Below are 1,039 nucleotides of genomic sequence, written 5' to 3'. Positions count from 1 at the left end.
GCGCCTCCAGGTCCGTGAAACCATCGTCGAACTCCAGCGCGAAGCGAAGATCACCACCGTCTTCGTCACCCATGATCGCGAGGAGGCGCTGGCGATGTCGGACCGGATCGGCGTGATGAACAAGGGCCGGCTGGAACAGGTCGGGACACCCGCCACGATCTATCGCGAGCCGGCAACCGGCTACGTCGCCGACTTCGTCGGCGGCGCCAATCTGGTCGAGGTCGAGACCGGGAGGCGGCAGGCAGGGGAGGTCGGTCCGGTGGCTTTTGACGGGATGAGCCTGGCTGCGCGCGCACCCGCGGCGCTGCCGGCCGGCCGCGCCATCCTCGTCGCGCGGCCGGAAGACATCGTCATGGTCGAAGGGGAGGCGCTGGACGCCCTCCCGGCGGCCATCGCCCATCGCCAGTATCTCGGCGGCAAGACGAGCTACAAGGTGGCGCTCGCCGGTGGCCGCGTGCTGGCGGTCGCTCTGCAGAACGGCGCGCATGACCGCTTCGAACCCGGCGCCCGCGTAAGGCTCGTCCTCGACCCGGGCAAGACCCTGGTGCTGGCGTCATGAGCGCGCAGCTGCGCTCGGTCTTGTTCTGGCTGTCCGCGCTGGCGCTCGCGATCCTCGCGGTCTTCCTGCTCTATCCGCTGCTGAACGTGCTCACCGGCAGCTTCGGCGGCAGCAGCGGCCGCTCGGGCTGGGCGATGCTCGCCGGCGATCCGAAATACGCCACCGCCATCGTCAACACCATCGTGCTGGGCCTGGCCGTGACCCTGACCACGACGCTGATCGGCGTGCCGCTGGCCTATTTCAATGCGCGGTTCTCGTTCCCCGGCAAGGGCATCGTCGCCGTGCTGCCGCTGGTCACGCTCGTGATCCCGGAGGTCATCGCCGCCCAGACCTGGCTGATGATGCTCGGCAACAACGGCTTCATCACCCGCTGGCTCGGCGCGATGGGCATCGACATCCCGAGCTTCTACGGTTGGCCCGGCCTGATCACGGTGATGACCTTCACCTACTACACCTATGTCTATATCGGCACGCTAGCCG

General features: G+C 67.9%; 1 protein-coding gene and 1 pseudogene. Both read left to right on the top strand.

What is annotated here, in order from left to right:
- A partial coding sequence (locus Q8S38_RS07070) for an ABC transporter ATP-binding protein (protein WP_305679717.1) occupies nt 1–559 on the top strand: 559 nt, incomplete at its 5' end.
- Nucleotides 556–1,039 (top strand): annotated as a pseudogene (locus tag Q8S38_RS07065) (hypothetical protein); the annotation flags it as partial. The gene Q8S38_RS07070 and the pseudogene Q8S38_RS07065, both read left to right, overlap by 4 nt.

Origin of the sequence: Allobosea sp. (assembly GCF_030695125.1) — a bacterium.
Lineage (GTDB): Bacteria > Pseudomonadota > Alphaproteobacteria > Rhizobiales > Beijerinckiaceae > Allobosea.
The sequence above is the reverse complement of the archived record's forward strand: the minus strand, read 5'-3'. Positions and strand labels throughout refer to the sequence as shown.